This is a genomic window from Stackebrandtia nassauensis DSM 44728, assembly GCF_000024545.1.
Taxonomy (GTDB): Bacteria; Actinomycetota; Actinomycetes; order Mycobacteriales; family Micromonosporaceae; genus Stackebrandtia; species Stackebrandtia nassauensis.
In genome coordinates this window covers 3,461,603-3,487,761 of the sequence record NC_013947.1, presented here as the reverse complement: position 1 = coordinate 3,487,761, position 26,159 = coordinate 3,461,603, and the positions used below count along the sequence as shown (strand labels likewise).

Sequence of the window (26,159 nt, the reverse complement as noted above, 5' to 3'; positions counted from 1 at the left end):
GTGGGGGAGCGGACTCAGCCGCCGCGGGTGTGCATTTCCAGGTGCGGGTCGCGTTTCAGGTTCTCCAGGCCGACGAACACGGTGCGGCTGTCGTCGTCGAGCCGGTGGACGGCGCCCTGGTCGCGGCGGCGGCGCCAGATGTCCGCGATGAGGGCGGCCAGTTCGTCGCGGTCGGCGCCGCGCCGCAGCGGCCCGCGCAGGTCGGTGCCGGTGCGCGCGTACAGGCAGCGCAGCCACATGCCGTCGGCGGTGAGGCGGCTGCGGTCGCAAGCGCCGCAGAACGGTTGCGTGGTGGAGGAGATGATGCCGAAGACGGTGCCGTCGGGCAGCGCGAACTGGTCCGCCGGTGCGGTGTCGTGCTTCGCCAGCGGGGTGACGTGTCCGTAGTGGGCGGTCAGGTCCTCGATGATCCGGGCCCGGGAGTAGACCTGCTGCTCGGTCCAGCCGGTGGCGCCGCCGACGTCCATGTACTCGATGAACCGCACCTCCGCCGACACGGTCTTGCCGTACTCGATGAGGTCGACGAGTTCGTCGTCGTTGAAGCCGCGCATGACGACGGTGTCGATCTTGAGCGAGCCGAAGACCTCGGCGGCGGTGGCGATGCCCGCCAGCGCCGCGTCATGGGTGCCGCGACGCGACAGTTCCCGGAACCGGGCGGCGTCGAGGGTGTCGAGGCTGACGGTGACGCGTCCCAGCCCGGCCTCACGCAGCCCGGAAGCCTTGCCGGACAACAGGATGCCGTTGGTGGTCAGGGCGATGTCGGTGATCCGCTCGTCGGTGGCGAGCTTGCCGATGAGTTCGTCGAGACCGGGACGCAGCAGCGGTTCGCCGCCGGTCAGGCGGATCTTGTCCACTCCGAGCTCGGTGAAGGCCGAGGCCACTGTGGTCAGTTCGTCGAAGCTGAGGATGTCGGTCGACGACAGCCAGGCGTATTCCTCTTCGGGCATGCAGTAACGGCACCGCAGATTGCAGCGGTCGGTGACCGAGACGCGCAGCGAGCCCATCGGGCGGCCGAGGGCGTCGGTTACGGTGGTGGGGAGTGGATCCGATGTGGCCATGCGTCGCCTCCGGTACCGGGGGTCGATAGTGAAGCGACCGCGTGGCGCGGCGCTTTTGGCTGGGTCGCAACCGATCGAGCGGATCCAACTCACCTCGGTGGCGAATTTTGGCAAAGGCTATCAGAGCTTTGTGGCCGAGGGAAGCCCTCTACTATTGGGCAACTATGACGACAGCCCCGGACTTCAGCGGCTGGGACGTGCGTCCCGTGCGATGCTGGCGCGGCGGCCCGCTGCGGGTGCCGCCGTCATCGGTTCCGATGGGGCAGCGGCTGCCCTACCGGCGCCGCGCGGGCGAGTCACCACCGGGACCGACCCCGCTGCTGGCCAAGGCCACGATGGACGGCTGGCGGGTGGACTTCCTGGTCCGTTCCGAGACCCCCGGTGGCCCACCGGCCGAACCGGTCCACCTCGGCGATCTGCTGCTGTCGCTGTCCCTGGTGCGGGCCCTGTCGGAGGCGACCGGATCACCGCCGCTGTCGTACCACGGCGACCGGGGCGCGTTGATGTCCCGCTGCGATCTGCCCATCGCCGTCGCGGGCACCGCGCCCGGCTCCTCGATCACCACCGCCGGAAGCGATGTGGCCCGCGTCGAGGTGCGCCCGGTCCGTCCGCCCGTGTGGCCCGGACACGAGCACCACCCGGACCGGTTGTCGACGGCCATGCCGATCTGGCTGGACCCCGGCGACGGGCTCGTCGACGTGCACGCCTGCCTGCCGTCCCGGCTGTACCTCCAGGCCGAACAGGACCTCGGCGTCCGGCTGCCCGCGGACGGCATGGTGGCGCCGACGTTCGGCACCCGGGAGTCCGCCGAGCCGGGGCATGTCGTCTTCGTCGCCACCACCAGCAGCCCCGACGGCAAGGACTTCGGGCACGACGGGTTCATCGACCTGGCCCGCGAACTCACCAAACGATCCCCAATGGATCTGCGGTTCACCCTCGTCACCAACGATCTCGACGACGGGTCGGCCCCGGCCGCCGACCTGCGGCTGCGGGTGGCCAGCGGCATCGCCGCCGAGGACTGTGTGGACCTGTTCGGCACCGCCGACCTGGTGGTCGGCAACGACACCGGCCTGACCCACCTGGCCGCCCTCACCGCGCGCGCCGATCACGGCGGTCCCGAGGTCATCGGGTTGTACAACATCTTCAGCCCGCTGAAATGGAACACCGGATCACCCCGGCACCACGCGATCGCCACCGCGTTCTCCCAGATGGTCGCACTGTCAGACGTGGACATCTACGTCAACCAATACGGCTCCTACATCGACCCGGCCGTGTGGGCCGACGGCGCCCTGGTCGACTCCGTGCCTCCCGCGACGGTCGCCGCGTTCGCCGCGACCTGCCTGGGCTGGTGAGGCATGGCGGTTCAGCGTGACCTGCGCGGCCTGACCATCGCCCTGGCGTTGCGGAGCTTCGCCCTGGCACTGGTCAACGTTTTCCTGCCGCTGCTGATGCTCGAACAGGGCGCCGCGCTGTGGCAGGTGTGCGCGTTCTACGTCGTGTACTCGGCGGCCAAGATGGCGATCAACTATCCCAGCGTCATCCTCATCGAACGGTGGCCGCCGTGGCTGGGCCTGGCGGTGGCGCTGGCCTCGTCGGCGGTGTATCTGTTGCTGCTCAACACCTACATCTCCGGCGCCGCCTGGGCGATCTGGTGCGCGCCCGCCGCGCTGGCCGGAATGAACGCGTTCCTGTGGAACTCGCAGCACATCCACATCTCCCGGGCCCTACAGGACACCCGACGCGGTCGCGACATGGCGGTGATCAACGTGGTCATCCACGTCGCCACCCTCGCCGCCCCACCGATCGGCGCCGCGCTGGTGGCCTTCGGCGGTCGCTCGACCCTGCTGTTCGCGGCGCTGACGGTGATCGCCCTCGCGATCCTGCCCGCCCGCGCCGCGCACCGGTTGCCGCGCCGACCCTCCGACGAGGACGGTCCGTCGCGGCCCGCCCCGTTCCGCGATCTCGTCGCCAACTTCGCCTACAACACCAGCATTCTGGTGCACTTCCTGTTGTGGCCGGTCTACCTGGCCGTCGTGTTCGGCGACTTCACCACGATCGGTCTCATCACGGCCGTCACCGAGGGCGTCGGGCTGCTGCTGTTGCTCGTCGCCGGACGTCGCGGCGATCGCGGTGCCACCTGGCGGGTCCTGCTGGAGGGGACCATCGCCACGGCCCTCGCGCACCTGGCCCGGCTGCTGGCCGGGACGCCGCTGTCCATCACCGTTGTGGGCGCCGTGTCCCGCGCCGCCATCGACTACCAGCAGATCCCGTGGGTCACCACCTACTACTCGCACGTCAAACAGCGCGGTTCCCGCTACGTCCTGTGGATGGAGGGCGCCGGGGACCTGGCGAACCTGCTGATCTGGCTGGCGCTTTTGGTCGCCGCGATCCTCACCCAGCACGCGACCGTGTTCTTCGGGATCGCCTTCGTGCTGGCGGCGGTGGCGACGATCGCGACTCTGTTGATCTCCCGGCAGCCGATGCCGGTCCCGCAACCGCGCCCGGCGGCGAGCGTCGAGGCCACCCCGGTGCCGTGACCCGTCAGGACGCCGAGCCGGTGAGGCAGTGCTGGACGACGGCGCCGAGCCGGGTCGTCAACTCGTCGACCGACGCCGAGGCGATCGGTTCGACGCGTACGACATACCTGGCCACCGCCAGCCCCAACAGCTGCACGTTCACCATTCCCGCCCGCAGCGCGGCATCGGGGGTGTCCAGCAGCGCCGCGAGTCGGCCGGTGATCTCGCGGTCGATGTACTGGCGCAGCAGCGTCTCGGTCTGGTCGTCGCCGGGGCCGGAGCGGGTGAGTATCGCCAGCGGGGCGCGCTCGGATTTGTCCATGTTCTCCAGCAGCGTGCGCACGACGCGTTCCCCGATGCCGTCGAGCCCGCCGTCGAAGATCGCGTCGATGGCCGGTGGGAGCTGGGCCGACATGTCGACGGCGGCGGCGAACAGTCCCTGCTTGTTGCCGAAGAAGTAGAACACCATCGCCGGGTCGACGCCCGCCTCGGTGGCCACGGCGCGCACCGTGGTGCCCGCGTAGCCGTTGCGTTGGAACAGTTCGCGGGCGGCGTCGAGGACCCGCTGTCTACTCTGCGCGCCGGAACGCCAGCGTCCGGGGCGGCCCGGGGAAGTGTGTTCTGTCATGACGGGTAGAGCCTACCGAACCTTTCTTCATCGGCGTTGGAGTTTCGCGTAGGCGCGTGCTACCGTCGAAACTTCATCAACGATGAAGAAAGGGTGTGCGATGCGAGTGATCGTGATCGGCGCCGGACTCGGCGGACTGACACTGGCGCACGGCCTGCGGCAGGCGGGGATCGACGTGGCCGTGTACGAGCAGGACGAACCCCAAGGTCGTCCACAGGGGATCAGCCTGCACTTCGACGACCGCGCGATCACGGCGCTGCGCGCGTGCCTGCCGAGCGGCCACGTCGCGATGATCGAGGCCACCCTGGGCGGCCCCCGCAACGCGACCCAGGTGTTGTCCGAGGTGGACGGCGAACTCGCCGTCACGGGCACGCGTCCCTCCGACGGCTCGCCCGGCCGGGCGAGACCCGGCCACCAGGCCCACCGGCCGCTGCTGCGCCAGGTGCTGCTGACCGGCCTTGAGGACACGGTGCGGTTCGGGGCCCGATTGACGCGCTTCGCCACCCTCGCCGACGGCACCGTCACGGCCCACTTCGCCGACGGGAGCAGCGATACCGCCAACGTGCTGGTCGCAGCGGACGGCATCGGCTCGGCGGTGCGACGCCAGTACCTGCCGGACGCGCGCGTGGTCGACGCGGGCAAACGCGTGCTGATGGGCGCGACGCCACTGCGCGCCGTCTCCGCAACCGGGCTGCCCGAACTGATCGGCGACAACCCCGCCACCCTCCAGTGCGGTGATGCGATGATCGCGCTGGGCGTACTGCGGTTCGCCACCCCGCCACTCGACGCGGCGCGGCAGTGGCTGCCCGCCGCGAACGGTGCCGCGATCGCCGAAGCCGAGGACTTCGTCATGTGGGCGCTGCCGGTCGCCCAGGATCGACTCGGTGCGGCCGCATCACCCGACGCGATCTGGCAGCGGGCCCGCGGCATCGCCGCCGACCTGCATCCGACGCTGGGGTCCATCGTCGACGCGGCCTGGCCCGACGTGACGTTCGCGCATCGCGTCGGGGTGATCCCGCCGCTGCCGCCGTGGCCCGCCACAGCGGTCACCCTCATCGGCGACGCCATCCACCTGGCGCCGGGATTCGGCGGCAACCTCGCCATGCGGGACGCGCAGCGACTGCGGGACGCTTTGGTGCGGGCAGTCCAGGGGGAGCAGGACCTGTTGGGCGCCATCGGTTCCTACGAGGACACCATGCGCCGCGAGAACTTCCCGGCCGTCGCGGGGTCGCGCGCATGAACCTCAACGCGCTGACCAGTACGTCACTGTCCCTGTTCGACGCCGTTGGCGGCTGGCGCACCGTCGCCGAGAGTATGGCGTCGCGGGTGCTGTTCCTGGTCACGTATCTGCTGACCGAGGAGGTGCTGACCGCCGCGCTGGTGGCCGTCGGCGGGGTGCTCGTGTTCGTCGTCGTGCGGATCTGCACCGACCGCAAGTATCTGGCGGCGGTGGTCGAACTGAGTGTCGTCTGCTTCTCGGCGCTGTTGGCCGGGGGCACCGGCCACGCGGCCAACTTCTACCTTCCCGCCCTGTTCACCAACATCGGCCCACTGGTGGTGTTCCTCGTGTCGATGCTGGTGCGGTGGCCGGTGATCGGGCTGGTGGTGGGAACGGTGCGGGGCGAACGGTTCGCGTGGCGGCGAGATCCGGTACGGCGACGGCGTTACCAACGCTGCACGGCGATGTTCCTGGCGAAGTTCGCCATCGCCAGTGCCGTGATGCTGCCGCTGTACCTCGCCGAACACGTCACCGCCCTGGGCATCGCGAACATGCTGCTGACCTCGCCCGCCGCCGGTGTGTGCGTCTACGTGAGCTGGCGGATCCTTCGCGTCCCAACGGATCCGGCGAGCCTGGGAAGCCGGTGCCCGTCCTTACGCCGTCATCGGGGTTCGTCGCTGGCACGTCGTCTCACGACCGTCATCGACACCTGAGATCGTGACGGCTCCTCAGGTGGCAACGGCGGGGCGGAAAGCCGCGGAAACCGCTCCCGCACCTCGGTGAACACGTCCCGCCAACCGGATCCGGCGCTCGCGGCCCACAATGCGTCGAACGCGGCCCGCAACGGGTCGGGGTGTGCCGCCTCGGTCAGCGCGGGGAACGGCATCTCCTGTCGGGCGGCGTCCGGGACGCGGTCAAGCTTCGGACCGACGATGTCCCGGACTCGCGGGTCCTCGACGAAGCGACGCCACGTCTGCTCGACATCGTCCAACGGCGGCGACAACGGCACTCCGCGCTCCAGCTGCGACAGACCCTCGGCGATCCAGTCCACATCGCTGAGCCCGGTCGCGTCACAGAACCGGCGCGCGGCCCAGCACGCGATCGCCCGCTGAACGTCCGGTCCGGCCGCTTCGGTCGCGTGCGCCAGCGCGGGGTCACGTTTGGCCACTTTGCTCACGTGGCCGCCGAGGCCGCGCAGCCGGTCGCTGGGTGAGTACTCACCCCACCGTTCCCGTTCGGCGTACCGACGTCGTTTCTCCGCCGCCCGCTCGTCGGCGATCCGCTTCGCCTCGGCCACCTCCTCGGGCGAGGGCGGCGGTGGCACCTCGGCGGCGACGCGGCGCCAGTACGCGGCGGAGCGACTGGTCTCCTTGACTATGCGGTCGCGCTGCGGCGGGGCTGGCCAGAACTGGAGCAGGTACTCGTCCACCACCGGGTCGTCATCGAAACGGTCGTGACCGCTGGCGGCATCCATGCCGCGACAGAGGTAACGGACCCGATAGGAACCGGGGGACAAGTCGAGGCTCTGAAAATCACCGTCCCACTCGATCAGCGCGACCTCGTCCGCGTCGGACTCGAACGAAACCTCCACAACGTCCTCCCAGGCGTCGGCGTCCAGCGACGGCTCGGTCTCGTGCACCTCGACGGTGAGCGGCACCGAGCCGCTGTGCGTGCCGGTCAACACGAACAGGTGCCCGGGTATGGCGGCTCCCATCAGACCCACGGTCTGTCCCATGAAACAGTTGTCGAGATCCGGCTCCGCTCCCTCATCGGGATCGATGCGGCCGTCGAGGTACAGCTGGCCGTAGCTGACGTTGAACTCGCCGTCGAAGAGCGTTCGCATGGTCGGCAGTGTGATCCACGGGTCTGACAGCGCTGTGGCTAGGACTCGATCCCCGACTGCCGGATGGTGATGTTCAACCGTCCGGCGCCCATGTCGATATCGGATGGACCGGTGCCCGGCATCGTCTTGGGCACCCCGTGGAACGCGAACCGGGACTCGCCGCCGAACACGAACAGGTCACCCGATTCCAGGGTGACGTCCGTCCACGGCTTGTTGCGGTTTTCGGTGTTGCCGAACCGGAACACGCACGAATCGCCCAGGCTCAGCGACACCACCGGCGCGTCGCAGTGTTCCTCCTTGTCCTGGTGCATCCCCATGCGGGCGGCCGAATCGTAGTAGTTGATCAACGCGATGTCGGGCGCGTAGTCGCCGGGGTCGTCGTAGGCGGTGGCCACCGCCGCGACCGCCAGCCGCGCCAGCTCCTCGGGGAACGCCTTGACGTGGGAGCCGTCGGTGTGGGTGCGCGAATACCGGTACGGCGTCCAGTGCAGACCCAGGCACACCTGCCGCACCGACATCCACCGCCCGCCCGGCGTCTTGACCCGGGTCATGCCCGCGGGCGGACGGGACCAGTCGCGGCAGGCGGCCACCAGGTCGCGCTGGGCCGAGCGGGTCAGCCAGCCGGGAACGTGAACGGCCCCGGGCGCGATGGTGCGCGGGCCCTGCGGAATCAACGCCATGGACCCCAGCGTGCCAACCACCTGTGACGTTCGGGGCCACTATGCTCTGTCGCGAACGGGGCAGTTTCGCGTCACTCAATTCGCACGGGGAGCCGATGATGACCGTAACCAGCAGCCAGATACCCGACCTGCAGCGCCGCAAGCTCGAACGGCGCTTCACCTTGATCGACACCAACGGCGACGGTGCGATCCGTCACGACGACTGCGTCCGGATGATGGAACGACTGTGCGCCGCCTTCGGCGAGACGCTGGAGTCCCCGAAGGGAGGCGCACTGGCCGCGGCCTACGACCGGATGTTCGCCACCCTGATCGCCGAGCTCGACAACGACGCCGACGGCGCGATCTCGCGGGACGAGTTCGTGACCGGGATGTTCACGGTCGTGGGCGACCCGGCGGGCTTCGACGCCACCCTGCGCGGCGCCGCCGAAGCGGTGATGTCCCTGGCCGACACCGACGGCAACGGGACGCTGGGCCCGGCCGAGTACGCCCGGCTCGTCGGGGCGTTCGGCGTCGGGAGCGACGAGGCCGCCGAGGCGTTCGCCCGGCTGGACCGCGACGGCAACGGGCAGCTCCAGCTTCGCGAGATCATCGAAGCCGAGAAGGAGTTCTTCACCAGCACCGACCCCGACGCGCCGGGGAACTACTTCTTCGGTCGCTTCTGACACAGTGGCGCAGTTTCGCGCGATTCGGCGGTTAGTGTGCGGGAATGGTGAGTGTGAGCGTCGAATCGCCCGAGCAGACCGATCTCAGGCTGCGGCGGGTGATCGCCGAAGCCGAGTTCGTCGTCCACGATGGTGTGTGGACGTTCGCCGAGACTCCCGACCCGCCGGTGCTGACCGACGAGGTGCTTGCCGTCGTGCGCGACACCGAGGTGTGGAGCGCCCTGGTGCCCGCGTCGCCCGAACTGGCGGGCGGGGAACGCTTCGGGCTGTTCTCGTTCCACTTTCCCGGGGCGCCCGACAACTCCGGTTTCGTCGGCTGGCTGGCCGGACACCTGAAACGGGAACTGGGCACCGGGGTGTTCGTGGTGTGCGGCAGCAACACCGCTCGCGGCGGCATCTTCGACTACTGGGGAAGCCCCGCGGAACTGTTGCCGCAGGCGGTCGAGGTCGTCGAACGCCTGCGCGCGAACACGTGAGTCACCGGCGGGCGCGGGCCACCGCCAGCCAGCCCAGGACCGCGGCGGCGGCCCCGACCACGACGGCGATGTAGCCGCCGACGATGCCGTTGCCGGTGCCCGGGCCACCGTCGGCGGTGACCACTGTCAGCACTCCGTTGACGGCCGCGACCAGGCCCGCGACCAGGGACCCGATCGCCCACTTGCGGCTGTTGCCGCTGCGGCGGGCACGGGCCAGGGCCCATGCGGCGACGACCACGGCGCCCAGCGCCACGATCGCGGCCGCCGAAGCCCACACGCGTTCCGGCGTCCAGCCGTAGACGGTGGGATCGGGCGACTTCTCCAGGATCTGCGCGGCGGCGACGCTCAAATGACGAGGGGACATGAGGCACTCCTTCAACTGTTGTGCGAGATGCCCTCAACCTTGTCGGCCGGACCCCGGTTCGGCATCGGGCTGACGAAGACACTTCGCACTGCCGCCGACCGGGTAGCCGATTACCGCCGACGCGGTAGCGACCACCCGCGACTACCGCCGCCGCGGTAGTCCCGGGCTCATTCACTCGCCGGATTCACTCCCGGCCGAATCCGGTTACAGTGCCTGCATGCGCCCACGATTGCCCCACATCCCCGACCGGGCCAAGGACTGGGCGATCGCCATCGGCGTCACGGTGACCGTGCTGGTCACCGCCCTGTCGCAGTGGGAGTCCGCCACCGTCCCACACCTGGCGGGCGTCGCGCTGCTGACCGCAAGCGGCCTGGCCCTGGTCGCGCGCCGCCAGACCCCGATCCTGGTCCTGGCCGTCACCGGACTGTGCGCGGTGGGCTACCAGGCCACCGGTTTCGACGTGCCCGCCGTGGCCTACGTGTTCGCGGTGTACGCGGCCGTCCGCGCGCGCCATCGCCTCGTCACCGTCCTGATGAGTCTGGCCGTGCTGGCCGCGCTGCCGCTGTCGATCTACCTCTCCGGCCAGCACGACACCGCCGAGGTGTTCGCCCAGGCCCGGGGTGCGCTCGAGATCGCGTGGCTGGTCGCGGCCGCGGCCGCCGGGGAAGCGTTGCGGCAGGCCGAACAGCGCGCCGACGAAGCCGAACGCACCCGCGAGGAGACCGCGCGCCGCCGCGCCAACGAGGAACGGTTGCACATCGCGCGCGAACTCCACGACTCGCTCACCCACCAGATCTCCGTGGTCAAGGTGCAGTCCGAAGTCGCCGTCCACGTCGCCCGCAAACGCGGCGAACAGGTACCCGATGCCGTGCTGGCGATCCAGAAGGCGGGCCGCGAGGCTACCCGGGAACTGCGCGCGACCCTCGCGGCCCTGCGCGACGACGACACCACCCCGCCGCGCGGACTCGACGACGTCGGCGACCTGGTGGAACAGGCCCGCGCCATCGGTCTGGCCGCGAGCCTGACCATCGACGGCAAGCCACCACCCATGCCCGCCACAGTGGACAGGACGATCTACCGCATCGTCCAGGAATCGCTCACCAACATCGCCCGGCACGCCGACACCGACACCGCCACGGTCCACATCGACTGCCGCCCCGACACCCTGCGCATCCGCGTCGACGACGACGGCAAGGCCGCCCCCGACACCGCCACCGTCCCCGGCGTCGGTCTACTGGGGATGCGCGAACGCGTCACCGCCCTGGGCGGCCGACTGCGCGCCGAACCGCGCGGCGGTGGCGGCTTCACCGTCCAGGCCGAACTCCCGCTGGAACAGACGCCATGATCACCGTCGTACTGGTCGACGACCAGCCACTGCTGCGCAGCGGATTCCGCGCCCTCCTCGACCTCGAGGACGACATCGAGGTCGTCGCCGAGGCCAGCGACGGGGCGCAGGGCCTGGCCCTGATCCGGCAACACCTGCCCGACATCGCGCTGCTCGACATCCAGATGCCCGACATGGACGGCATCGAAGCCACCCGCCACATCGCCGCCGACCCGCGCCTGGCAGCGGTGCGGGTGGTCATCCTGACCAACTACGGTTTCGACGAATACGTCTACGACGCCCTGCGCGCCGGAGCGACCGGGTTCCTTGTCAAGGACATCCAACCCGACGACTTCCTGCACGCCGTCCGCGTCGCCGCCCGGGGCGACGCGCTGCTGGCGCCGTCGATCACCCGCCGGCTCATCAGCCGCTACGTCACCCAACCGCGCAACACCGGAACCGGTGTCGGCCTTGAGGACCTGACCAACCGGGAACGCGAGGCGGTGGCGCTGGTGGCGCAGGGCCTGACCAACGACGAGATCGCCGACCACATGGCCATCAGCCCCATGACCGCCAAGACCCACATCAACCGGGCCATGGCCAAGACCGCGGCCCGCGACCGCGCCCAGCTCGTCGTGCTGGCCTACGAATCCGGCCTGGTCGTCCCGGGAGACACCCGCACGTTACGAAAACCCGTTGACGTCGGCGACCCGCCGTGATCTGCTGTCCGTCCCAGGCGCGCGGCCGAGTGCGCTCTGACCGAAAGGAGGCAGGCGATGTTCCCCGTACTCGTTTCTCTGCTTCGAAAGGTCCGACGACTTGGCATTCGCACGATCATTCCGGTGTGGACACTGCGGTACCGCGGTCTCGCTTGACGCACCGGGCACCACCCATCGCAATCACTGCCCGAGCTGCCTGTGGTCGCGGCATCTCGACAAGAACGCCCCCGGCGACCGGGACACCAAGTGCACCGCCGGAATGGAACCGATCGCGGTCACCGTCCGCGGTGAGGGCCGGTGGGTACTCGTCCACCGCTGCCTGGACTGCGGTCGGCTGCGGCTGAACAAGACCGCTGGCGACGACAACCTGCTCGAACTGATGCGGCTGGCGGCCCTGCCGTTGACCATGTCGCCGCTGCCCGGACGGCCGTCACGCCGCGCCGCACCACGCTGACCACCGCTGCCGTGCCGCCCGCGATCCTTCGACCGGGCGGCGCGGTCAGCCGTCCAGGACGCCGCGGTACCAGGCGATCTTGGCGGCGATGCCGTCGTGTTTCGTCCGCAGGTCCGCGATGTGTTCCGACACCCGGGCGTGGTGGGACTCCAGCAGCGCCACCCGCTGCGGGATGGTGTGGTCGCCCGCGCGCGTCAGCTCGGCGAAGGCCAGCATGTCGGCGACCGGCATCCCGGTGTCGCGCAGGCACTTCAGCGTCCCCAGCCAGCCGAGGTCCTCGTCGGTGAAGCAGCGGTGGCCGGTGGAGGAGCGGTCGACGTCGACCAGCAGGCCGATCTTCTCGTAGTAGCGCAGCGTGTCCATGCTGAACCCGCTGCGTCGGGAGGCCTCGCCGATGGTGTACCGGGTGATCGTGGGGGTGGTCATGGCCATGGATTCTAGAACCGCCCCGCGAGGCACCGAGCTGAGCAGCGGGTTTGTCCTGGAGTGAACTCCAGGTTCTAGCGTGAGCCGCGAAACCAGAACCCCCTGAGGAGTGACCCATGGAGACCTATCGGCTCGCCGGAACCGATCTGACCGTGTCGAAACTGTGCCTGGGCGCCATGGCGCTGGGAGCCGTCCAGGACGAACGCACCTCGTTCGCGATCCTGGACCGGTTCGTCGAGGCCGGTGGCACGTTCATCGACACCGCCAACAACTACATGTTCTGGCTGGACGGCCACACCGGCGACGAGAGCGAACTGATGCTCGGCCGATGGCTGGCCGCGCGCGGAAACCGCGAGGACGTCGTGGTGGCCAGCAAGGTCGGCTGGCGGCCCACAACGGTCGGCGGCGGCCTCGACGACGCCGAACACCTGACCGCCCAACGCATCGGTGCCGCCATCGACGAGAGCCTCGCCCGACTGGGCACCGACTACCTGGACCTGTACTGGACGCATCGCGACGACCGCGACGTCGGCCTGGCCGAGACCGTCGCGGGAATGGCCGCCACGGTCACCGCGGGCAAGGCCCGCGCGATCGGGGCCAGCAACCACACCGCCTGGCGGGTATCCGAAGCGCGGGCGCTGGCTCCCGACACGGTGCGGTACGTCGCCATGCAGAACCGCTACTCATACCTGCAACCGCGACCGGGCGTGAAGCTGGCGGAGTCCGGCCACGTCCACGCCACCTCCGACACCCTCGACTTCGTCGCCGCGACCGAGGACATGGCGTTGCTGACCTACACCGCACTGCTGTACGGCTCCTACACCCGCGACGACAAACCGCTGAGCCCGCAGTACGTCCACCCGGGCACCGAGGCTCGCCTCCAGGTGCTCGACGAGGTGGCCACCGAGACCGGCGCGACCCGCAACCAGGTGGTGCTGGCCTGGCTGTGCGGCCACCCCGGACCGGTGATCCCGCTGGTGGGAGTGTCGTCGGTGTCGCAACTGGACGAGGTCATCGACGGGGTGAACCTGAAGCTGTCGGCCGAGCAGTGGCGCCGCCTCAGCGACGCCGCCTGAACCGACGGCTACGAGGACGCCCGCTGGGAGGCCGTCGTCGAATCGCGGACGATGAGTTCGGGCTGGAACACCGTCTGCTGGTGCCAGTGGTCGTCGTCCTGGCGGGCGTCGATGAGGAAGAGTTCGGCGGCGGCCTTGCCCAGTTGGTACTTGGGCTGGCGGATCGTGGTCAGTGACGGCGAGAGCATGGCGGTGAACTCGACGTCGTCGTAGCCGACCAGTGAGATCTGGTCGGGGACCACGATTCCGCGTTGGTCGAGGGCGCGCAGCGCGCCGAGGGCGACCAGGTCATTGACGCAGAAGACCGCCGTGGGGAGGTCGCGGCCGAGTTCGCGGATCGCGGCCTCCCCGCCCTGGGCGTTGAGGGAGGGGAGCTCGATCTCGGTGAGGACGCCGTCGGGGTCGAGTCCGGCCGTGGTGACGGCTCGGCGCAGACCTTCGCGGCGTTCGGCGCACTGGCGCAGCGACAACGGTCCATTGAGGAAGGCGATGCGGCGGTGGCCGAGGGACAGCAGGTGTTCACCGGCGAGTTCGCCGCCCCGGACGTCGTCGACCGCGACGGCGCACAGTTTGCCGTCGGCTTCGGTGCGGTCGAGCAGGACCACGCCCAGGCCCCGGTTGCGCAGGTCGACGAGGGGGTTGAGGTCGGCCATCGCCGGGGTGATGAGCATGCCCTGGACCCGGTGTTCCTCCAGGACGCGCAGGTAGTGCTCCTCCTTGTCGAGGGCGTCGTCGGAGCTGCACACGATGAGCAGCAGGCCCTCGTCGGCCAGGCGGTCCTCGGCGCCGCGCAGGACTTCGGTGAAGAACGGGTTGGCGATGTCGAGGACGACGACGCCCACCGCCGCGCTGGAGCCGGAGCGGAGGTTCATCGCGGGGGCGTTGCGGATGAAGCCCAGGGTGTCGATCACTTCCCGCACGCGGCGGCGGGTCTCCTCGGCGACGCGCTCGGGGTGGTTGAGCACGTTGGACACGGTGCCGACGGAGATTCCGGCGCGGGCCGCCACGTCGGACATGCTGTAGCGGTGCCGCTTGCCGGGCGCGGGGGTGGATTTGGGGGACGGTGTGTTCACCTTCTCGCGGACTCCCTGGGTGGTGGGGTGAGCATTTTGGAGCCAAGCCTACCGGAGATTGAAAGGTTTCAACCTGACAATGGGTTATCGGGCATGAATCGATGGGGATCGATATCGAAATGTTATCTATCGCCAGTTGACATGCTTGGCGCGCTGCACCAGCCTGATTGAAAGGTTTCAATTTCACCGCCGTCGCGCGGGGGGTCCGGCAATTCCCTCAGTCCCGCCCACCCCAAGGAGACAGACATGGTGGACATCGCCACCGACGAACAGCGAGTAAGCCCACAGCAATGGAAATGGACCATCCTGGCGGGGATGGCGTCCTATATCGATGCTGGCTCCATCGTGGCCCTCGGCATCGGGCTGACTCTCTTCCAGTCCGAATTCAGCTTGAGCCCCGGCTTCGTCGGCTTCCTGGCCGCGCTCGGCCCCAACGCGATCGGTGCCGGTATCGGCGCGTTCGTCGGCGGCAGGCTCGGTGACAAACTCGGCCGTAAACGCATCTACAAATGGGACCTGCTGGTCTACGCCCTCGGCATCCTGCTGATCGCCTTCTCGGGCAACACGGTGATGCTGCTCATCGGCACCTTCATCGTCGGTGTCGCCGTCGGCGCCGACGTACCCACGTCGCTGGCCCTGGTGGGGGAGATCGCCCCGGCCAAGGCGCGCGGGAAGTTGATCAGCCTGACCCAGATCGCCTGGAGTATGGGCCCGGCGGTGGTACTGATCCTCGCCTACCTGCTGGACCCGCTCGGACTGCTCGGCGTCCGGATCGTCTTCGGGCACCTCTTCGTGGTCGCCGTGGTCACCTGGGCGCTGCGCCAGGGACTCGCCGAGTCCGCGGTGTGGAAGGCGGCCTCGGAAACGACGGTCACGTCGGTGCGACGGCTCGGCAGCCTGTTCCGCGGCAACAACCTCAAGGCCCTCGCCTACACCGGCGTGTTCTACATCTTCTGGGGACTGGCGGCCGGAACGGCCGGGATCTTCACCCCGTACATCGTGGAGTCTCTGAACGCCGGTACCCGGGCCGCCTCGCTGGCCCTGTCGTTGGCCGGGTTCGCCATCGGCCTGCCCGTCATCATGTTCGTCGTCATGCGCAAGATGGACACCAGTCAGCGCGCCCGCAAGATGATGATGGGAATCGGCATCATTCTGCAGGTCGTGGCCTATGGCATGTTCCTCGTGCTGCCCTTCACGATGGTGACCGCGTCGCTGAACGTGCTGTTGTTCGGTATCGGCGCCTCGTTGGCCGGTGAGCCCTTCTACAAGACCTTCAGCCAGGAGCTCTTCCCGACCATGCTGCGCGGCACCGCCCAGGGCTTCACCTTCGGGCTCGCCCGGCTGCTGCTCGGCGCGTGGAGCTTCTTCGTGCCGGTGCTCGCCGCCACCGGGATCAAACCGGTGGCCGGTCTGCTGGCGCTGTTCCTCGCGATCGCTGGAGCCGTCGGCTACTTCCTCATGCCGAACACGGTCGGCCGACCGCTGACCGAGATCGAGGCCGAGCGGACGGGGACCGCGTGAGCGACTATTACGGGCCGGTCCCGTTGTGGTGGTGGAGCGGTGCGCCGCTCCACACCGAACGGTTGAACTGGCAGCTGGACCGCCTCATGGACGGCGGGATACGGCAGGCCGTCGTCATCTCACTGGCCCCCACCGGTCCACTGTGGGGCTGTCCGGGTGACGAACCGGAGTTCATGTCGGACGAGTGGTGGGAGATCTTCACCGCGGTCTGCGCCCACGCCGAACGGCGCGGGTTCGGACTGTGGTTCTACGACCAGCTCGGCTTCTCCGGCGCCAACATCCAGGGACGCGTCGTGGCCGCCCACCCGTCGGCCCGAGGACAGCGCCTGACCCGCGAGGGGCCGGTCGCGTCGGGTTTCGACTACCTGAATCCGGACGCGTGCGCGCTGCTGTTCGACGCCGTGCACGGCGAGCTGGAACGACGCGTGGGCCACTACTTCGGGACCGTCCTCAAGGGCACGTTCCAGGACGAACTGCCGTCCATACCGAGCTGGACGGCGGGCTTCTCCGACGCGTTCGCGTCCCGGCGCGGCTACCGGCTCGAACCGCACATTGAGGCACTGTGGAGCGACATTGGAGCGGACACCGGTCCGGTGCGCCGTGACTACCAGCTCACCCGGGCCGAGCTCGCCGAGGAGGCGTTCTTCAAACCCCTGCACGACTGGCACGCCGAACGCGGGCTGCTGGTCGGTTGCGACCAGCAGGAACCGGCCCGGGGCGGGCACACCGCCGCCGGGGTCCGCTACTACGCCGACTACGCCCGCACCCACCGCTGGTTCTCCGCCCCCGGCAGTGACCACTGGGGAGACGGCAAACGGCACAGCTCGCTGGCCCACGCGCACGGGCATTCGCGGACCTGGATCGAGGCGTTCCACTCCACCGGCTGGGGCGGCACGCTCGAGGAGACCCTGGACTGGCTGATCCCGTGGCTGCGCGCCGGTGCCAACCTGTACAACCCGCACGCCGTGTACTACTCGACCGAACAGGGCCGCTTCGACTGGGCGCCGCCGTCGACGTGTTGGCGGCAACCGTACTGGCGGCACTATCCGGTGTTCGCCGAGACGGTGGCGACACTGTGCGAGGCGGTCGCCGAGGGCACCCACGTGTGCGACGTCGCGCTGCTCGACCCGGTCGCCACCGTCCAGCACGACCTGCCGCCGTTCGCCGACGAGGAACCGTTCTTCAACGACTCCGGCGACTGGCCCACGGCACATCGCACCTATCAGGACCTCGCCGGATGGATGACCTGGCACGACTTCCGTACCGGGCTGCTGGATCGCCTGGGCATCGACTTCGACGTCCTGGACGAGCCCTCCATTCAGAAGGCGGGCGCCGCGATGACGCTGGCGGGCGAACGCTACCGGGTCGTCGTCCTGCCCGCCGCCCGCGTCCTGGAACCGGCCACGGCGCGAGTGCTGGTGGAGTTCGCGCAGGCGGGCGGCACGCTGATCGCGGTCGGAGAACTACCGCAGCGGGCCGCTGGCCGCGGCGACGACGACACCGAAGTGGAGCGACTGCGGCGGCTGTTCACCGACGGCGCGGCCATCGCCTGCGCTGACCTCGACGAGGCCGCGACCGCCCTGTCGGGTCTGCCCCGACGGGTGGACGCCGACGTGCCGACACTGCTGCGCGAGGCACCCGACGGCAGCCACCTGCTGCTCGTCCCGGCGGTCTATCCCATGGCGACCAAGGCATCCCTGGCCGGCGACACCTTCCTCAGTGGCGTCTACACCTTCGAACCGCCCGCGATCCGGGACAAGACCGTCACCATCACCGGCGACTTCACCTCGGCCGAGGCCGTCGCCCTCACCGGCGGTGCGGCCCGGCCGCTGCCGGTGGAACGGGACGGGGATCGGTTGCGTGTCACCGTATCCTTCGACGAGGCACCCGTCGCACTGATCAGACTGACCACCGAGGTACCGACGGAACCGGCGCCCGCGCCCACCCCGTCGCGTCGGCTCGCGCTCGACGGGGACTGGACGGGGCGCCCGGAATCCACCCTGGACTATCGGCACGGCGACTTCCCCGGACCGGACGCGATACAGATCTGGCGGATGGACGGCCAGCGCGCCACATTCGGCGAATGGGCGACGCTGCGCCGCCCCGGCGGCGACTGGGAACCGGTCACCTTCTCCCAGACCTGGGGCCCCGGCGACAAACCGGACGGCTTCCCCCGCGTCCACGACAACCGGGGCTACGTGCCCGAGGAGTTCATCACGATCGGCACGATGCGCACCGGTGACACCGCCGAACTGCGCGCCGAACTCGCCGTCGACGCGGCGGGCGAGTACGTGCTCGTCGTCGGCGCCCCCACCGCCAAGACGATCACAGTGGATGGTGAGGAGCTGCCCGCTGGCAACGGCTACCACGCCGAATGTCCGGTGACGCTTTCGGCTGGGCGCCACCGCATCGAGGTCACCTTCACCGCGCTCACCGACGAGGTCGCCAGCGCCTCATACGTTCTTATGTCACGGGCTGACTGGCGCCCCCGGCCGCAATGGCTGCGCCCCGCGACCGAGGCCCCGGTCGGCACCACCTTCCACAGTGACATCTCCGGAACCGTTCGGGTGCTGCTGGCCACGGTCGGCGACGTCGTACTGCGATTGAACGGGAAAGAGCTGGCACGGCACGGCGAGTTCGACAACTACACCTGGCGGCGCATGCCCCGCATGGCCATCTACGACAGCACCGTCGCGGCGGGCGACAACCACCTGAGTCTGGAGTTCGGCGACACCGAAGCACAGGCCCTGGTCGAGGTCAGTCTGCCGGGGGACAAGTGGGTGGTCAGCGGATCGTCCGGATGGGACGCGTCCGTAGTGGACCACCGCATGCACTTCGACCCGCAGGTACTCACCGCGCGGCCCCGCCCGCGACCCGACACCGCACCGCTGACATCCGGCGACACTGGACAGCGACGACTGCGACTACGGCTGCCACCCGGCACGGTCGAACTGACCGTGCCCGCCCGCGCCGAGTTCACCGCGTCGTTCCGCGGCGCCCCACTGCCGGTCGCCGAACCGATCCGGCTACCGCAACCCGCCAGTGGCGGCGAAGTCGTGGAACTGTCGTTCCCCCACGACGACCGGTGGCCGGGCGGCGCGCAACTGACCGGCCCCGTCACCGTCCACACCCAGACCGGCCCGGTCACCTTGGGAGACTGGGCCGAGATCGGACTGGGCGACTTCTCCGGTGCGCTCGTCTACGAAACCGAGGTCTCACGTCCCGCCCCGGTCACCGCCCGCCTGCACCTGGGCGAGGTGCGCGGAACCGCCGAGGTGCACGTCAACGGCGAACCAGCCGGAGTGCGGCCGTGGAGCCCCTATACCTTCGAGGTACGGCTCGCCGCCGGGACCAACCGGCTCGCGGTCACCGTCCACAACACACTCGCGCCCTATCTGGCCGCGGTCAACCCGCTCGCCGGGACGCTGCCCGGCCAGGAACGCTCCGGCCTGTTCGGCCCCGTATCCCTGGAGGTCTTCGATGACTGAGCTCGCCGTCCCCGCAGTCCAGCGCGTCCCCGCGCGGCCGGTCAAGATCGGCCTGGTCGCGGGCGGGCTCGGCGCCTACTGGCCGCAGTTTCCCGACCTGCTGCCCGCGCTGAAACAGTCGGCCGCCCGGGTGTCGGACAAGATGCGCGACCTGGGCGCCGACATCACCGACGTCGGCTTCATCTCCGACGAACGCGAAGCCGCCGACGCGGCCGAACGGCTGCGCGTCGCCGGTTGCGACCTCGTGGTGGTCTACCTGACCACCTACATGACCGCCTCGATGGTGGTGCCGATCGCGCAGCGGGTGGACGCCCCCATCCTGTGCCTCAACCTCCAGCCCACCGAGGCCATGGACCACGCGACAGTGGACACCGGCCGCTGGCTCGCCTACTGCGGCGCCTGCCCGCTGCCCGAAGTCGCCAACGCCTTCGAACGCTGCGGCATCGGTTTCCGTTCCGTCTCAGGGCATCTGGAGGACGCCAACGCGTGGAACCGCATCGCCCGCTGGATCGCCGCGGCGGGAGTGCGCGGCGGACTGCGCACCGCACGGCACGGGCTGATGGGCCACCTGTACCCGGGCATGCTGGACGTCTCCACCGACCTGACCATGGTCACCGCCTCCTTCGGCGGTCACATCGAGGTCCTCGAATACGACGACCTGCGGGTGCGCACCCACGCCGTCACACCCTCCGAAGTGGAAGCCAAGCTGGCGCAGGCCCGCGAGATCTTCGAGGTCACCGACTCCGTGGTCGACGAGGATTTCGAGTGGGGCGCACGAGTCGCCTGTGGACTGGACCGGCTGGTGGACGACTTCGGCCTCGACAGCCTCGCCTACTATCACCGCGGCCTCGAAGGCGAACAACACGAACGCCTCGCCGCCGGGATGATCCTCGGCGCCTCGCTGCTGACCGCCCGCGGCATCCCCGCCGCCGGAGAGTACGAGCTGCGCACCTCACTGGCGATGCTCATCGCCGACCGGCTGGGCGCGGGCGGATCGTTCACCGAACTACAGGCGCTGAACTTCCGCGACGGCGTCGTCGAGATGGGACACGACGGCCCCGCGCACCTGGCGATCAGCAACGGCCGTCCACTGCTGCGCGGACTCGGCGTCTACCACGGCAAACGCGGCTGGGGCGTGTCGGTGGAACTCGACGTGGCCCACGGACCGGTCACCCTGCTGGGCGTCGGCCAGACCCGCGACGGCTCCTACCGCCTGATCGCCGCCGAGGGCAACATCGTGGACGGACCCCTGATGCGCATCGGCAACACGACCTCCCGGGTTGACTTCGGCCGCGACCCGGGCGAATGGACCGACGACTGGAGCGCCAGCGGTGTCGGCCACCACTGGGCACTCGCGGTGGGACACCGCGTCGGTGAGCTGCGCTGCACCGCCGAACTGCAAGGTCTGGAGCTGGTCGAGGTCCGCTAGGTTGGGGTGCATGTTCGAGGAGCGGCAACTGGACGGGTACCTGCGACGGATCGGCGTGTCCGGCCCACTGCGCGCCGACGCCGAGTCACTGCGCCGCATCCACCGCGCCCACCTCGCCACCATCCCGTACGAGAACCTGGACATCCAGCTGGGCCGGACGATCAGCCTGGAACCCGAGGCGCTGTACCGCAAGGTCGTCGAGTCGCGGCGCGGCGGATTCTGCTACGAACAGAACGGGACCCTGGCGCTGGCGCTGCGCGCGTCGGGTTTCACGCTGACCATCGTGGAAGGCGGCGTGCACCGCGAGGAACGCGGCGAGTCGGCCTGGGGCAACCACATGCTGCTGTTGGTCGAGGCGGACGGTCAACGCTGGATCGCCGACGCGGGCCTGGGCGACGGTTTCCTGGAACCGTTGCCGCTGGCGGAGGGCGAGCACCGGCAGGGAGCGTTCACTCACCGGTTGAAGCGGCTGGACGCCGAGACGTGGCGGTGCTTCCCGGACGCCCACGGTTCGGTGGGTTCCTTCGACTTCCGGCTGACACCACGCAAGATCGAGGACTTCGCGGGCCGCTGCCTGGAGCTGTCGACCTCCCCGGAGTCGTCCTTCGTGAAAGTCCTGACCGTGCAACAACCCGGCGAGCCCTGCCTGGCGCGCATCCGGTCACGGACGTTCAGCACCAGCGGCCCGACTCTGTCCGGCGGCAAGACCGAACGATTCGTGACGGATCGCGCGGAGTTCGAGACCCTCCTGTTCGACGACTTCGGACTGGGCCGCCAGACCCTCAACCCGTCCGAGGTGGACACACTGTGGGCCAACGCGACCGGGCAACACGAGACCTGGCTGAGCACCCGCGCCGCCTGACACGCGGCGAGGCACTGGCGATGCTCAGCGCCAGCGAAGGCGGCATCTACGGCAAGTTCGGGTTCTCACCGGCCACCTACCGCGCCCGCTGGGAGATGGCCCGCCACGAAGCCACAATCCTTCCCGCGCAACCCGATCCCGGCTCACTTGAACTGGTCGACCCCACCGAGGCGAAACTGGCCTGGCCGAAGGTCCACGCGGACGTGCGCGCCCACCGCGTCGGCGAACCCACCCCGCTGCCGGGACGCTGGGACGGACTGTCCGACGACGCTGACGGCGGCAACGGTCCACTGCGATACCTGCTCCACCGCGACCGCGACGGCGACACCGACGGCATCGCCAACTTCCGACTGCCGTGGTCGCCGACAGCGGACAACGCCGGAACCCTCGTCGTGGAGGCACTGGAGGCGTCCAACCCCGTGGCCTACCGTGCCCTGTGGAGCCTGCTGACGGACTTCGACCTCACCAAGACCATCGTGGCGGCCGGAGGTCCCCACGACGAACCACTGCGCTGGATGCTCACCAACCCGCGAACCATGCGCGTCACCCGCCAAACCGACAACCTGTGGGCGCGGCTGCTCGACGTTCCCGCCGCGCTGACTCTACTTCGGCGGCATGTCGGCGCACGAACTGTCCTACGCGGGCCACATCACCCCGCACACCGACGACGCGATCGGACGACTGAGCCGCTTGTACCGCGTCGACCCCGAACTGCACAACTCCTTCGGTTCTGACCCAGCCGGTCACATCCGCTCCAACGCGGTGATGCCCAGAATGCACAACCCGTGGGACAGCGTCCGGCGGGCCAGTTCGGTCAGGGCGAGCCGGTTGCCGCGCACGGCGCTGTCGGCCGCCGACAGGACGGGGCAGTTCTCGTAGAACGCGCTGAACAGTTTCGCCAACTCGAACAGGTAAGTCGCGACGCGGTGCGGTTCCAGTTGTTCGACGGTGTCGGCCAGGACGCGCGAGTAGTCGTCGAGGTGGAGTGCCAGGACCCGCTCGGCCGGGTGTGGCGGCAGGTCCACATGCACCGCCGCGTGCGTCCCGGTGGGGGACTTGCGGAGGATGGAGGCGATACGGGTGTGCGCGTACTGCAGGTAGACGCCGGTGTTGCCGTTGAGCGCCACCATCTTGTCGACATTGAATCGATAGTCGGTCCCGCGCGCGGTGGACAGGTCGGCGTACTTGACGGCGCCGATACCGGCGGCTTCGGCGATCGCGTCCAACTCGGCGGCGGGCAGCTCGGGGTTCTTGTCGGCCACGACGGCACGGGCGCCGTCAACGGCGGCGTCCAGCAGACTGGTCAACGCGACGGTGCCGCCGGAGCGGGTCTTGAACGGTTTGCCGTCGGCACCCAGGACGGTGCCGAACGGGACGTGACGGACTTCGACGTCGTCGCCGAGCCATCCGGCGCGGCGGGCGGCGGCGAACACCTGCCGGAAGTGCAGGCTCTGGCGGGCGTCGACGAGATAGAGGACCCGGTCGGCCCCGAGGTCTTGGGCGCGGTGGCGGATGGTGGCCAGATCGGTGGCGGCGTAACCGAACCCGCCGTCGCGCTTGCGGACGATGAGCGGAATCGGTTGACCTTCGTGGCCGGTGAACCGGTCGTCGAACACGCACAGCGCGCCGTCGGACTCGACGGCGATTCCGGCTTCGACCAGTGCCGAGACCACGTCGGCGAGCAGCGGGTTGTAGGAGGATTCGCCCGCCAGGTGCTCGTCGGTCAGGCTGACGCCGAGGCGGCGATAGATCGCGTTGAACGCCTCCATGGAGGTGCGCACCAGGTCTCGCCAGACCGCGACGGTGGCGGCATCGCCGGATTGCAGTGCCACGACCCGTTTGCGGGAGCGGTCGGCGAAGTCAGTGTCGGTGTCGAAGACGGCGCGAGCGGCCCGGTAGAGGGCGTCGAGGGTGTCGATGCCGGGGGAGTGGTCACCGCGCCGATGCCAGTCGAGGTCGGGGTGTTCATCGAGGTACTGGATGAGCATGCCGAACTGGGTACCCCAGTCGCCGAGGTGGTTCTGACGGATCACCGTGGCGCCAAGGGCTTCCAGCAGCCGGGCGAGCGCGTCACCGATGACCGTGGAGCGCAGGTGGCCCACGTGCATCTGTTTGGCCACATTGGGCGCGGAATAGTCGACGACGGTCGTCGACCCGGCTTCGGGCTGCCCGAGCCCCAGGAGGGAATCGGCGAGGCGTTGCTCGACCTGCCGCCACACGGCCGCGTCGGTGACGGTGATGTTGACGAATCCCGGACTGGCGACCGTGACCTCGCTGAGGAGGTCGCCGTGGTCGAGTTGGTCGACGACCGCGACAGCGAGGTCACGCGGTTGTTGTCCGGCCTGTTTGGCCAGTGGCAGGATGCCGTTGGTCTGGAAGTCGGCGTGGTCGCTGCGTCGCACCATCGCGTCGGGCTGCTCGGGCTGCGGGCAGGCGCGTCGGATCGCGGCGACCATTGTCGCCTCGATCCGTTCGGACAGCGCGGGAAGCGGGTGCGTGTTCACAAGTCCTCACAGTACGCAGCGCATTGCCGTCCGCAACGGATTAAGGACAGTGGCCGTTCATCCGCAGGGTCGCGACCGCGCCGACGGTGGCGTAGCCGCGCCATTCCAGGGCCGCCATGGCGGAGTAGTTGGTGAAGTCGACCGTCCAGCCGCCGTCGGCCAGCTGTGCCCGTTCGAGACGGTCGAGGTCGTGCGATACGGCCTCGGGGTCGAGCAGGTCCCGGATCGGCCGTCCCGGTTCGGGCGCCAGCAGCAGCGGGCGCAGTGTCTCGCCCTCGGCCCCGCCGGTGACCGGCAGTGCGCCGTCACGGGGGACGAACCGTCCAAGATGGTCCAGCAGCTCGTGGGCTTCGGGGCGGGTGTCGGAGGCGACGTCGAGGAACTGGAGCGCGAACGACAGCACATAGGCGAACGGGGTTTCGTCGATCCGGCGGATGGCGTCGAAGCAGTAGCGTGTCACTGTTTCCAGCCAGGGATGGTCCTTCACGGCCGGGTCCCAGTGCGCCACGCGATGCGCCTGCGTCGCCACCGCCGCCGAGATCTGTAGCGACGACTCCCGCGGGTTCGCGTGCGCCCAGAACGGGGCGCAGGCGGCGGGGTCGGTGACCGCAAGCGCGAACGGCAGGCCGCCGTCGGGCAGGGTCACGGAACTCAGCCAGTCCAGGAGTGCCGTCGTGTGCGGTGAGGTCGCGGGTCCCGCGTCGGCGAGCGCTTCGAGGGCGTGCTGGGCGCCGCCGGGTTGGCTCTCCGTGGATCGGAGGTCGGGTTCCAGGCCCCAGCCGTAGCCGCCGTCGTCGTTTCGGTAGGCGTCGAGCGCGCGGATGATCGCCTCGCGCGCCGTGTCGCTGTCGTCGGTGACCGCTTCGAAGCGACGCCGGTCGAGGACCCGCGCGTGCGCGGCCATGAATGCCGATACTTGGTCTAGTTGGATGCTCATGCCTGAACCCTGGCACCGGAGGGTGGGTTCGGGCTTGGAAGAATCGGCCAACCGCTGGACACGGTCACGAGGTGCGGGTGAGTGTCGCGGGTGTCAGACCGGTGAAGTCCTTGGTGTCACGGTTGAAATGCGCCTGGTCGACATAGCCAGCCCTCGCGGCCGCGTCGCCCAGCGGGGCGCCCGATCGTGCCAGTCGCACGGCGCGCTGGAATCGGTGAATCCGGGTGAGTGTCTTGGGGCCGTAGCCGAAGAGCCGGTTGCTGAGCCTGCGCAATGACCGCTCCGACAGGTTGTGGCGCCGCGCCGTGTCCGGCACATTCAGCCCGCCACGAGCTGCCCGGTCCAGCGAGGCCGCGACCCGCAGCTCTGACCGTTGCGGGGTCTTGCGGGTCCACAGGGCGACGAAGACCCGTTCCAGCGCGTCGGCCGCGTCGGTCTCGAACGACGAACCGGCACACTGCGGCGGCGTGACGAGGTCGGACAACGCGACGCGCTGGTTCGCCAGTTCGTGCGCGGGCACCCCCAACAGCGCGTGCGCCACCCCGGGCCCGAACCGAAGCCCCCACGTCACCTCGCCGGTGCGGGTCTCGGCATCGAACGCGCGGGTATCAGGCCCGGCCACGACGAGACGATCTCGGAACCACATCAGATCCAGGACGCCGTCGGGGACGACGCGCTTACGCGGGCCGTCGGAGGAGGCCCGCCAGATCGTGGCGCCGGTTCGGGCGCCCCTTCGCGTCGTGTAGCTGCCCATGCCCTGTCCACCTCCGTCTTACGCGGCGTCTTCGGCCAGGCTATCGAGGTGGTGTGACAGCAGACGGCGACGTGTCGTCGCCCACATTCGCGCGGTTTCGGCTTGCACTCAACTCGGGTTGAGCGCGCAGGCTTCCTCCACTTCGA

At 69.5% G+C, this 26,159-nt stretch carries 25 protein-coding genes; 15 read left to right on the top strand and 10 right to left on the bottom strand.

What is annotated here, in order from left to right; genetic code table 11:
* Positions 1–14: 14 nt before the first annotated feature.
* The gene (gene moaA / locus SNAS_RS16265) at positions 15–1,058 is read right to left on the bottom strand and encodes a GTP 3',8-cyclase MoaA (protein WP_013018538.1); all 1,044 of its coding nucleotides are present in this window, start codon (positions 1,056–1,058) and stop codon (positions 15–17) included.
* Between the two features lie 164 nt (positions 1,059–1,222).
* Between moaA and SNAS_RS16260 the strand changes: the two genes are divergently transcribed.
* Both SNAS_RS16260 and SNAS_RS16255 read left to right on the top strand, forming a co-directional pair.
* On the top strand, positions 1,223–2,410 hold the full coding sequence (locus tag SNAS_RS16260; RefSeq protein ID WP_052305023.1) for a glycosyltransferase family 9 protein: 1,188 nt from the start codon (positions 1,223–1,225) through the stop codon (positions 2,408–2,410).
* Between the two features lie 3 nt (positions 2,411–2,413).
* A complete protein-coding gene (locus SNAS_RS16255) occupies positions 2,414–3,595 on the top strand; it encodes an MFS transporter (RefSeq protein WP_013018536.1) in 1,182 nt (393 codons plus the stop codon).
* A 4-nt stretch (positions 3,596–3,599) separates the two neighbouring features.
* Here the strand turns inward: SNAS_RS16255 and SNAS_RS16250 are convergent, their stop codons facing one another.
* Complete coding sequence (locus SNAS_RS16250; protein WP_013018535.1) at positions 3,600–4,202, bottom strand: TetR/AcrR family transcriptional regulator; 603 nt, start codon at positions 4,200–4,202, stop codon at positions 3,600–3,602.
* Positions 4,203–4,302: 100 nt separating this feature from the next.
* On the opposite strand from SNAS_RS16250, the gene SNAS_RS16245 reads away from it, so the two are divergent.
* Together SNAS_RS16245 and SNAS_RS16240 are read left to right on the top strand one after the other, a co-directional pair.
* Positions 4,303–5,442: an FAD-dependent oxidoreductase gene (locus SNAS_RS16245; RefSeq protein ID WP_013018534.1), complete on the top strand. Its 1,140-nt coding sequence runs from the start codon at positions 4,303–4,305 to the stop codon at positions 5,440–5,442.
* Positions 5,439–6,134: a DUF3159 domain-containing protein gene (locus tag SNAS_RS16240; protein ID WP_013018533.1), complete on the top strand. Its 696-nt coding sequence runs from the start codon at positions 5,439–5,441 to the stop codon at positions 6,132–6,134. Before SNAS_RS16245 ends, SNAS_RS16240 begins: the two co-directional genes overlap by 4 nt.
* On the opposite strand, the gene SNAS_RS16235 is transcribed toward SNAS_RS16240, so the two are convergent.
* Together SNAS_RS16235 and SNAS_RS16230 are read right to left on the bottom strand one after the other, a co-directional pair.
* Positions 6,083–7,264 (bottom strand): hypothetical protein, encoded by a 1,182-nt coding sequence (locus SNAS_RS16235; RefSeq protein WP_013018532.1) that lies wholly within the window; start codon positions 7,262–7,264, stop codon positions 6,083–6,085. The two genes, SNAS_RS16240 and SNAS_RS16235, sit on opposite strands and share 52 nt — an antisense overlap.
* Before the next feature lie 38 nt (positions 7,265–7,302).
* Positions 7,303–7,944 carry an alpha-ketoglutarate-dependent dioxygenase AlkB family protein gene (locus SNAS_RS16230; protein WP_013018531.1) on the bottom strand — a complete coding sequence of 214 codons (642 nt, stop codon included), beginning with the start codon at positions 7,942–7,944 and terminating at the stop codon, positions 7,303–7,305.
* A 98-nt stretch (positions 7,945–8,042) separates the two neighbouring features.
* Between SNAS_RS16230 and SNAS_RS16225 the strand changes: the two genes are divergently transcribed.
* Complete coding sequence (locus tag SNAS_RS16225) at positions 8,043–8,606, top strand: EF-hand domain-containing protein (protein ID WP_013018530.1); 564 nt, start codon at positions 8,043–8,045, stop codon at positions 8,604–8,606.
* A 44-nt stretch (positions 8,607–8,650) separates the two neighbouring features.
* Positions 8,651–9,082, top strand: a complete 432-nt coding sequence (locus tag SNAS_RS16220) for a DUF6196 family protein (RefSeq protein WP_013018529.1) — start codon at positions 8,651–8,653, stop codon at positions 9,080–9,082.
* A 1-nt stretch (position 9,083) separates the two neighbouring features.
* On the opposite strand, the gene SNAS_RS16215 is transcribed toward SNAS_RS16220, so the two are convergent.
* Positions 9,084–9,446 carry a DUF6223 family protein gene (locus SNAS_RS16215; protein ID WP_013018528.1) on the bottom strand — a complete coding sequence of 121 codons (363 nt, stop codon included), beginning with the start codon at positions 9,444–9,446 and terminating at the stop codon, positions 9,084–9,086.
* 217 nt (positions 9,447–9,663) lie between these two features.
* Between SNAS_RS16215 and SNAS_RS16210 the strand changes: the two genes are divergently transcribed.
* The 3 genes from SNAS_RS16210 to SNAS_RS16200 all read left to right on the top strand — a co-directional run bounded on the left by SNAS_RS16210 (position 9,664) and on the right by SNAS_RS16200 (position 11,943).
* The gene (locus SNAS_RS16210; protein ID WP_013018527.1) at positions 9,664–10,791 is read left to right on the top strand and encodes a sensor histidine kinase; all 1,128 of its coding nucleotides are present in this window, start codon (positions 9,664–9,666) and stop codon (positions 10,789–10,791) included.
* Complete coding sequence (locus SNAS_RS16205; RefSeq protein ID WP_013018526.1) at positions 10,788–11,489, top strand: response regulator; 702 nt, start codon at positions 10,788–10,790, stop codon at positions 11,487–11,489. Before SNAS_RS16210 ends, SNAS_RS16205 begins: the two co-directional genes overlap by 4 nt.
* A 100-nt stretch (positions 11,490–11,589) precedes the next feature.
* Entirely contained in the window at positions 11,590–11,943 is a 354-nt protein-coding gene (locus tag SNAS_RS16200; protein ID WP_052305022.1) for an RNHCP domain-containing protein, read from the top strand.
* A gap of 45 nt (positions 11,944–11,988) precedes the next feature.
* On the opposite strand, the gene SNAS_RS16195 is transcribed toward SNAS_RS16200, so the two are convergent.
* The gene (locus tag SNAS_RS16195) at positions 11,989–12,354 is read right to left on the bottom strand and encodes a MerR family transcriptional regulator (protein ID WP_041626321.1); all 366 of its coding nucleotides are present in this window, start codon (positions 12,352–12,354) and stop codon (positions 11,989–11,991) included.
* Between the two features lie 131 nt (positions 12,355–12,485).
* On the opposite strand from SNAS_RS16195, the gene SNAS_RS16190 reads away from it, so the two are divergent.
* Positions 12,486–13,445: an aldo/keto reductase gene (locus tag SNAS_RS16190; RefSeq protein WP_013018524.1), complete on the top strand. Its 960-nt coding sequence runs from the start codon at positions 12,486–12,488 to the stop codon at positions 13,443–13,445.
* An 8-nt stretch (positions 13,446–13,453) separates the two neighbouring features.
* On the opposite strand, the gene SNAS_RS16185 is transcribed toward SNAS_RS16190, so the two are convergent.
* A complete protein-coding gene (locus SNAS_RS16185; RefSeq protein ID WP_013018523.1) occupies positions 13,454–14,518 on the bottom strand; it encodes a LacI family DNA-binding transcriptional regulator in 1,065 nt (354 codons plus the stop codon).
* Positions 14,519–14,764: 246 nt separating this feature from the next.
* On the opposite strand from SNAS_RS16185, the gene SNAS_RS16180 reads away from it, so the two are divergent.
* Genes SNAS_RS16180 through SNAS_RS16160 form a run of 5 tightly spaced genes read left to right on the top strand, consistent with a single transcriptional unit; the run spans position 14,765 to position 22,552 of the window.
* Positions 14,765–16,039, top strand: coding sequence for an MFS transporter (locus SNAS_RS16180; RefSeq protein WP_013018522.1), 1,275 nt, complete (start codon positions 14,765–14,767; stop codon positions 16,037–16,039).
* Positions 16,036–19,527 carry a glycosyl hydrolase family 2 protein gene (locus SNAS_RS16175; protein WP_013018521.1) on the top strand — a complete coding sequence of 1,164 codons (3,492 nt, stop codon included), beginning with the start codon at positions 16,036–16,038 and terminating at the stop codon, positions 19,525–19,527. Before SNAS_RS16180 ends, SNAS_RS16175 begins: the two co-directional genes overlap by 4 nt.
* The gene (locus SNAS_RS16170) at positions 19,520–20,956 is read left to right on the top strand and encodes an L-fucose/L-arabinose isomerase family protein (protein ID WP_013018520.1); all 1,437 of its coding nucleotides are present in this window, start codon (positions 19,520–19,522) and stop codon (positions 20,954–20,956) included. The genes SNAS_RS16175 and SNAS_RS16170 overlap by 8 nt, the downstream gene beginning before the upstream one ends.
* Before the next feature lie 10 nt (positions 20,957–20,966).
* The gene (locus SNAS_RS16165) at positions 20,967–21,818 is read left to right on the top strand and encodes an arylamine N-acetyltransferase family protein (RefSeq protein WP_013018519.1); all 852 of its coding nucleotides are present in this window, start codon (positions 20,967–20,969) and stop codon (positions 21,816–21,818) included.
* 20 nt (positions 21,819–21,838) lie between these two features.
* Positions 21,839–22,552, top strand: a complete 714-nt coding sequence (locus SNAS_RS16160; protein ID WP_211207188.1) for a putative GNAT family N-acetyltransferase — start codon at positions 21,839–21,841, stop codon at positions 22,550–22,552.
* A gap of 9 nt (positions 22,553–22,561) precedes the next feature.
* On the opposite strand, the gene argS is transcribed toward SNAS_RS16160, so the two are convergent.
* The 3 genes from argS to SNAS_RS16145 all read right to left on the bottom strand — a co-directional run bounded on the left by argS (position 22,562) and on the right by SNAS_RS16145 (position 26,013).
* Positions 22,562–24,274, bottom strand: coding sequence for an arginine--tRNA ligase (gene argS, locus SNAS_RS16155; protein ID WP_013018518.1), 1,713 nt, complete (start codon positions 24,272–24,274; stop codon positions 22,562–22,564).
* A gap of 88 nt (positions 24,275–24,362) precedes the next feature.
* The gene (locus tag SNAS_RS16150; protein ID WP_013018517.1) at positions 24,363–25,259 is read right to left on the bottom strand and encodes a prenyltransferase/squalene oxidase repeat-containing protein; all 897 of its coding nucleotides are present in this window, start codon (positions 25,257–25,259) and stop codon (positions 24,363–24,365) included.
* Positions 25,260–25,323: 64 nt separating this feature from the next.
* Positions 25,324–26,013 (bottom strand): helix-turn-helix domain-containing protein, encoded by a 690-nt coding sequence (locus tag SNAS_RS16145; protein ID WP_013018516.1) that lies wholly within the window; start codon positions 26,011–26,013, stop codon positions 25,324–25,326.
* Positions 26,014–26,159: the final 146 nt, after the last annotated feature.

What these genes read in the sequence shown, in the direction of transcription:
- SNAS_RS16225 (WP_013018530.1), top strand. Translation starts at nt 8,043, where the DNA reads ATGACCGTAACCAGCAGCCAGATACCCGACCTGCAGCGCCGCAAGCTC.
- moaA (WP_013018538.1), bottom strand. Translation starts at nt 1,058, where the DNA reads ATGGCCACATCGGATCCACTCCCCACCACCGTAACCGACGCCCTCGGC.
- SNAS_RS16170 (WP_013018520.1), top strand. Translation starts at nt 19,520, where the DNA reads ATGACTGAGCTCGCCGTCCCCGCAGTCCAGCGCGTCCCCGCGCGGCCG.
- SNAS_RS16180 (WP_013018522.1), top strand. Translation starts at nt 14,765, where the DNA reads ATGGTGGACATCGCCACCGACGAACAGCGAGTAAGCCCACAGCAATGG.
- SNAS_RS16165 (WP_013018519.1), top strand. Translation starts at nt 20,967, where the DNA reads ATGTTCGAGGAGCGGCAACTGGACGGGTACCTGCGACGGATCGGCGTG.
- SNAS_RS16230 (WP_013018531.1), bottom strand. Translation starts at nt 7,944, where the DNA reads ATGGCGTTGATTCCGCAGGGCCCGCGCACCATCGCGCCCGGGGCCGTT.
- SNAS_RS16160 (WP_211207188.1), top strand. Translation starts at nt 21,839, where the DNA reads ATGCTCAGCGCCAGCGAAGGCGGCATCTACGGCAAGTTCGGGTTCTCA.
- SNAS_RS16220 (WP_013018529.1), top strand. Translation starts at nt 8,651, where the DNA reads ATGGTGAGTGTGAGCGTCGAATCGCCCGAGCAGACCGATCTCAGGCTG.
- SNAS_RS16190 (WP_013018524.1), top strand. Translation starts at nt 12,486, where the DNA reads ATGGAGACCTATCGGCTCGCCGGAACCGATCTGACCGTGTCGAAACTG.
- SNAS_RS16215 (WP_013018528.1), bottom strand. Translation starts at nt 9,446, where the DNA reads ATGTCCCCTCGTCATTTGAGCGTCGCCGCCGCGCAGATCCTGGAGAAG.
- SNAS_RS16145 (WP_013018516.1), bottom strand. Translation starts at nt 26,013, where the DNA reads ATGGGCAGCTACACGACGCGAAGGGGCGCCCGAACCGGCGCCACGATC.
- argS (WP_013018518.1), bottom strand. Translation starts at nt 24,274, where the DNA reads ATGGTCGCCGCGATCCGACGCGCCTGCCCGCAGCCCGAGCAGCCCGAC.
- SNAS_RS16235 (WP_013018532.1), bottom strand. Translation starts at nt 7,264, where the DNA reads ATGCGAACGCTCTTCGACGGCGAGTTCAACGTCAGCTACGGCCAGCTG.
- SNAS_RS16210 (WP_013018527.1), top strand. Translation starts at nt 9,664, where the DNA reads ATGCGCCCACGATTGCCCCACATCCCCGACCGGGCCAAGGACTGGGCG.
- SNAS_RS16245 (WP_013018534.1), top strand. Translation starts at nt 4,303, where the DNA reads ATGCGAGTGATCGTGATCGGCGCCGGACTCGGCGGACTGACACTGGCG.
- SNAS_RS16260 (WP_052305023.1), top strand. Translation starts at nt 1,223, where the DNA reads ATGACGACAGCCCCGGACTTCAGCGGCTGGGACGTGCGTCCCGTGCGA.
- SNAS_RS16150 (WP_013018517.1), bottom strand. Translation starts at nt 25,259, where the DNA reads ATGAGCATCCAACTAGACCAAGTATCGGCATTCATGGCCGCGCACGCG.
- SNAS_RS16255 (WP_013018536.1), top strand. Translation starts at nt 2,414, where the DNA reads ATGGCGGTTCAGCGTGACCTGCGCGGCCTGACCATCGCCCTGGCGTTG.
- SNAS_RS16240 (WP_013018533.1), top strand. Translation starts at nt 5,439, where the DNA reads ATGAACCTCAACGCGCTGACCAGTACGTCACTGTCCCTGTTCGACGCC.
- SNAS_RS16250 (WP_013018535.1), bottom strand. Translation starts at nt 4,202, where the DNA reads ATGACAGAACACACTTCCCCGGGCCGCCCCGGACGCTGGCGTTCCGGC.
- SNAS_RS16205 (WP_013018526.1), top strand. Translation starts at nt 10,788, where the DNA reads ATGATCACCGTCGTACTGGTCGACGACCAGCCACTGCTGCGCAGCGGA.